Origin of the sequence: Tetragenococcus muriaticus DSM 15685 (assembly GCF_000423785.1) — a bacterium.
GTDB classification, from domain to species: domain Bacteria; phylum Bacillota; class Bacilli; order Lactobacillales; family Enterococcaceae; genus Tetragenococcus; species Tetragenococcus muriaticus.
In genome coordinates this window covers 1-5,108 of the sequence record NZ_AUIQ01000082.1, presented here as the reverse complement: position 1 = coordinate 5,108, position 5,108 = coordinate 1, and the positions used below count along the sequence as shown (strand labels likewise).

Here is a 5,108-nt window from a genome sequence, read left to right as displayed (position 1 = left end):
TGTATGAGTATTGTTCGGTCCTTCGGTACATTTTCCCTACTATGACCTCGGCTGACTTCTGTCTATTCGTTATTACTACGACTCCTGTCGCTAGACAGACCTCCCCGGGTAAGGCGCGATAACCTTCCACTCATGTCACTGCCTCATTTACTGTATGGGATTCGGGCAGTATCGGACTTTACTTTGTTTTGCAAGCTCGTCCATCCCAAACCAGCCTTCTTATGAGATTCCTGTTCGTCAGTGCAAGTGTTTGCCTCTAGCTTCCTTCAGATTCCGCCTCACGGCGGACACCTTTGCTTTTAGCTAACAGTTCCTACTGCCAAGTCTGTAGTGGACTTTCACCACCAAGTTATCGCCCATGCCGAGCGCACAAAAAACAGCTAGACAATGAGCCCCTGCCTAGCTATTTTAACCATTTATTTTATTTAGCCACTTTATTACGCCATCGCATCCGTATGTCACCTTTTAAACGCTGATAAAGTAAAAAACGTTGACGATAACGTTTGATTCGTTTATATCTTTTAGGGTTTTTTTTATAAAACTGTTGATAATGATTTTCTACCGGCCAAAAAGTGCTTGTGGGCTGGATTTCTGTTATGATAGGTTGCTTATATCTACCAGAACTGATGACTTTTTGTTTTGATTCTTCCGCGATTTGCCGTTGTTGTTTGTTTCTCACAAAAATAATGGCCGATATTGGTAGCCTCTATCTTGAAACTGGCCTTTGTCGTCCGTTGGATCAATAAATTGCCAATATAAATCCACTAATTCTTTGTAACTAATAATCCGAGTATCAAATATAATTTCCACCGCCTCAACATGGCCTGTAGTTCCACTAAGAACTTGATCATAACTTGGATACTTTGTATGTCCGCCAGTAAAACCTGATAGGACGGAATCTATACCGTCTTTTGTCTCAAAAGGCTCTACCATACACCAAAAACAACCACCACCAAACACTGCATAGTCTTGATGTTTGTAGTCTTCAATTGTATGCTTAGAAAAATCAAAGCGCTCTTCTTCCACAGGTTCCCCCACTATTTTCAAATAAAAATCAGCAACATCGCCCGTTAAGTTATCTCTTACTGCAAGGGGACGTAATTTTTCTTCTAAGCTAGCTATCTGCGCTTTAAAGTTCTCATTTGTTTCCAGAGCGTCTTTTGTCGAAGTTAATACCGAACGTTCAAAATCTCGTGTATCTGCATTTAAAATAAGATTGTAAAGCTCCCTTAAAGCTTCTTCTTTTGTTAGTTCCATTTTCAATCCCTCCTAGAGAGACAATGAATAACACCTCAAGATTCTACTGTTATTATAATGCTTAAATTTTTATACTGCTAACATTCAGCCCATATTAAAAGTAGGATATCCTTACTTATGGTATGGCTCTCCACGATTAATTCGGAAAGCTCGATAAATCTGTTCGGCTAAAATCAAACGCATTAATTGGTGTGGATAAGTCATATTACCAAAAGAAAGTTGGGCATTACTTCTTTTTAACACTTCCTCGCTCAATCCTAACGAACCTCCAATAACAAACGTTAAATTACTTTTTCCTTGGATAGTTAGTTGGTCGATTTGTTTAGCAAATGCTTCACTAGAAGGATTTTTTCCTTCAATAGCTAAAGCAAATAAAAACTCAGTATCACGTGTTTTTGCTAGGATACGTTGGCCTTCTTTTTCTTTAACTAGGTTCATTTCAGTTTCACTCAGATTCTCTGGAGCTTTTTCATCTGCCACTTCAACTAATTGAACCTTTGCATAGCCTTGCAGTCTTTTTGTATATTCTTGGATTCCTTGTATTAGATATTTTTCTTTTAACTTTCCTACACTAATAATTTTTATATTCATAAAGCCCTCCTATTTATTTTTCAACAAAGTTATTCACAGTTTATCTTTAGTTATCCCCAATTTTCTGTGGAAAACGTTCCTTTTATAGCAAGGATTTTTATAGGAACGTATGTTTTGAACAAATTTATCCACTTTATCCACAGACTTGTGGATAAATGACAGCTTAATTATACACAGCTTTTCCGCAAAATTTTACACAAGATTTGGGGATTTATCTTTTTACATTTTTTTATACCAAGTTTTTCATAATTATTTCAAAGTCTGGCAGTAGACTAGACTTACCTAAGAATATTATACTAGGCATATAGAAATTACCAAGGAGGTAAATGGCTATGGCAAAAAAAGATGAGTCCTCAAACTCTAAAAAGAATGGATGGCTTAAAAAGTTTGGAATTAGCCTGTTAGGAGGAATCCTCGGTGGTTTGCTTGTTATTGGCGGATTTTATTATTTTGCTGACGATATAGGCAATCCATTTCAAACAGATGAAGCTACTTCCACGTCTGGTGTAACCGATGATGACGAAAATGTCCAAGTAAGTGATGTCAAAGTAGATGTCGATAGTGACACAACTTCTGCAGTAGATAAAGTTCAAGATGCTGTTGTCTCTATTGTAAATCTACAAAATACATCCTCACAAGAAAGCGGTGGTCTTTTCGATACGGAACAACAAGAAGATGACGGAGAAGAACAACCTGCCGGTGAGGGTAGTGGTGTCATTTATAAAAAAGACGATGATACAGCTTATATTGTAACAAATAATCACGTAGTTGCTGGGCAAAGTGGCCTAGAAGTTTTAATGGCAGATGGTTCAAGAGAAAGTGCTGAGCTCGTTGGAACAGACACTTACACTGACTTAGCCGTTTTAAAAATTTCTTCTGATAATGTAGACACGGTTGCTACATTTGGCGATTCTGATGATTTACAAGTAGGAGAACCGGCGATTGCTATTGGCTCACCTTTAGGTTCTGATTATGCTAATTCTGTAACACAAGGTATTATTTCTTCTTTAAATCGTTTAGTATCAAGTGAAGATGACTCTGGTGAAGCCGTTAGTACTAATGCTATTCAAACAGACGCCGCAATTAACCCAGGTAATTCTGGTGGTCCATTAATCAATGCTAGTGGGCAAGTTATTGGAATAAATTCTAGTAAAATTGCTAGTTCTGGACAAGCAGGCGTAAGTATTGAAGGTATGGGCTTTGCTATACCAAGTAGCGATGTTACTGACATTATTAACGAACTAGAACAAAATGGCGAAATTACTCGTCCAGCGTTAGGTATTTCTATGCTTGATTTAAGTGCGATACCTACAGAACAAAGAGAACAACTCCTACAGCTTCCTGATTCTGTAGAAAATGGCGTTGTCGTACAAAATCCTGGGAGTAATTCTCCAGCAAGTGAAGCAGGAATGGAACAATATGATGTCATTACCAAAGTTGACGATCAAGAGATCAAAGATACCACGGAACTTCGAGCTGCTTTGTACAAAAAATCTGTCGGGGATAATTTGAAATTAAGCTTCTATCGTGATGGAGAAGCACAATCTGCAAATGTAAAATTATCCGAAGATCAATCCATTATTGAACGAAACAATAACTAATAAAATGAGGACGAGGTCACATGATCTCGTCCTCTCTTTTTATTTTTCAACGTTAAAGACTTCGCCTACAACTTTATCTTGTGGTAGTTCTAATATTCCTCGTTTTTTTGGAGCATTAGGCAGATGTAGTTCTTTAGCTGAACAAATCATGCCATAACTTTGCACACCTCGTAATTCCCCAGGCCAAATCATCATACCATCTGGCATCATGGCTCCTGGTTTTGCCACTACGACTTTAAGTCCTTCACGAATATTGGGTGCTCCACAAACAATCTGTAGTGTCTTGTCCTGGCCCACCTCAACTTCTGTAACAGATAAGTGATCGCTATTTTGATGGGCTTCACAAGTTTTTACATAACCAACCACAAATTTAGGCTCTTGTATTTCAGGTAAGGACTCAGTAAATCCAGCTTCATGCAAAGTATCATTTAATAATGAAATTTGTTGCGTAGATAATTCTACTTGTCCTACATTTTGTAAAGCCATCAGTTGAGAAATACCAAAAATATTCCAGCCAACAGTTCGATGGTCTTCTGTTTGTATTTGTGCAACTTTTCCTTTACGTGTCACCTCTTGAGGTAATCCTTTATCATCATCTGTAACAATTAATAATGTATCCCCAACATAAGCTGGGTTATAAGCAAAAATCAAAATTGTTCCTCCTAAAAATTCATTTCACAACATTTTTTTTTTATGTTTCCGAGTCGTCACTTGGTGTAATCACTAATACATCACATGGTGCTTCCCGAATAACATAACTAGCTACGCTTCCTGTAATAAAACGTTCCACTGCATTTAAACCGGATTGACCCACCATAATCAGATCAACGCCATATTTTTCAGGAAGTTCTCTTGTTAGCACCATTTTGGTCGAACCATAAACAACCACGCCTTCAATATCTTCAAACGAAACAGACTCAGCATAATCTTTACATTCTTGAATCAGTTCATTCGCATCATTTTCTTCTTGAGCAAGGACTGATTCACCTAAAGGAGCAAACCCCATCGTCGAAGGCACTTGTTGTTCAATGACTTTTACAACAATGACCCGTCCGTTGTTTCTTCTAGCAACTTCTATAGCTTTTTCAAATGCATCTTGTGCTTGCGAAGAGCCATCCACGCCTACTAAGACCGTTTGATATGTTTGTTCCATTTTTCTCACCCTTTTTTATTTATTTTCTACATTTTCCAAAAACGTTTCAATTTCTTCTTTTGTTTTGCGTTTTTTATTTACCAAACGACCACTTTCTTCGCCGTTTTTAATAACTACAAAACTCGGAATCCCATAGATATCCCACATTTTTGCAATATCTAGATATTCATCACGATCAACTGCGATAAATTGCAAATTTGGAAAATCTGCTTCAATTTCTGGTAAATAAGGTTTAATGAAACGACAATCCCCACACCAATCTGCCATAAAGCAAAAGACATTATTTCCATTTTCTGCATAACTAGCTAATTCTTCGACATTTTCTGGAATAACCATAGTTCGCCAACTTTCTTTTTCTACTAATAATATTATAACATTTTTTAACCGAAGCTGTTATTTTTATCCCTTACCAGTATGTGTCAAGTTTATTGAGGTTGAATAAAAAAACCGTCTTTTGGGCAGACACGAAGTTATTTTTCAACCTCACTTTCGTTCGGTTCGCCCTC

The 5,108-nt window shown here is 37.4% G+C and carries 5 protein-coding genes and 1 pseudogene; 1 reads left to right on the top strand and 5 read right to left on the bottom strand.

From position 1 onward, the window contains the following. Positions 1-421: 421 nt before the first annotated feature. Together msrA and rlmH are read right to left on the bottom strand one after the other, a co-directional pair. Positions 422-1,257: pseudogene (gene msrA / locus G577_RS11470) on the bottom strand (peptide-methionine (S)-S-oxide reductase MsrA). A 111-nt stretch (positions 1,258-1,368) separates the two neighbouring features. Then, positions 1,369-1,848, bottom strand: coding sequence for a 23S rRNA (pseudouridine(1915)-N(3))-methyltransferase RlmH (rlmH, locus tag G577_RS0109870; protein ID WP_028791031.1), 480 nt, complete (start codon positions 1,846-1,848; stop codon positions 1,369-1,371). Between the two features lie 332 nt (positions 1,849-2,180). Between rlmH and G577_RS0109865 the strand changes: the two genes are divergently transcribed. Next, the gene (locus G577_RS0109865; protein ID WP_028791030.1) at positions 2,181-3,449 is read left to right on the top strand and encodes a S1C family serine protease; all 1,269 of its coding nucleotides are present in this window, start codon (positions 2,181-2,183) and stop codon (positions 3,447-3,449) included. Between the two features lie 39 nt (positions 3,450-3,488). Here G577_RS0109865 and ytpR read toward each other — a convergent pair whose 3' ends face one another. From ytpR to G577_RS0109850, 3 genes are read right to left on the bottom strand one after another with little or no spacing between them, the layout of a single operon-like run. After that, positions 3,489-4,100: a YtpR family tRNA-binding protein gene (ytpR, locus tag G577_RS0109860; RefSeq protein ID WP_028791029.1), complete on the bottom strand. Its 612-nt coding sequence runs from the start codon at positions 4,098-4,100 to the stop codon at positions 3,489-3,491. Positions 4,101-4,140: 40 nt separating this feature from the next. After that, on the bottom strand, positions 4,141-4,602 hold the full coding sequence (locus G577_RS0109855) for a universal stress protein (protein ID WP_028791028.1): 462 nt from the start codon (positions 4,600-4,602) through the stop codon (positions 4,141-4,143). A 15-nt stretch (positions 4,603-4,617) separates the two neighbouring features. Further along, entirely contained in the window at positions 4,618-4,938 is a 321-nt protein-coding gene (locus G577_RS0109850; protein ID WP_028791027.1) for a thioredoxin family protein, read from the bottom strand. Positions 4,939-5,108 lie beyond the last annotated feature (170 nt).

Coding starts and splice junctions, on each gene's coding strand:
- G577_RS0109865 (WP_028791030.1), top strand. CDS start 2,181: ATGGCAAAAAAAGATGAGTCCTCAAACTCTAAAAAGAATGGATGGCTT.
- rlmH (WP_028791031.1), bottom strand. CDS start 1,848: ATGAATATAAAAATTATTAGTGTAGGAAAGTTAAAAGAAAAATATCTA.
- G577_RS0109855 (WP_028791028.1), bottom strand. CDS start 4,602: ATGGAACAAACATATCAAACGGTCTTAGTAGGCGTGGATGGCTCTTCG.
- G577_RS0109850 (WP_028791027.1), bottom strand. CDS start 4,938: ATGGTTATTCCAGAAAATGTCGAAGAATTAGCTAGTTATGCAGAAAAT.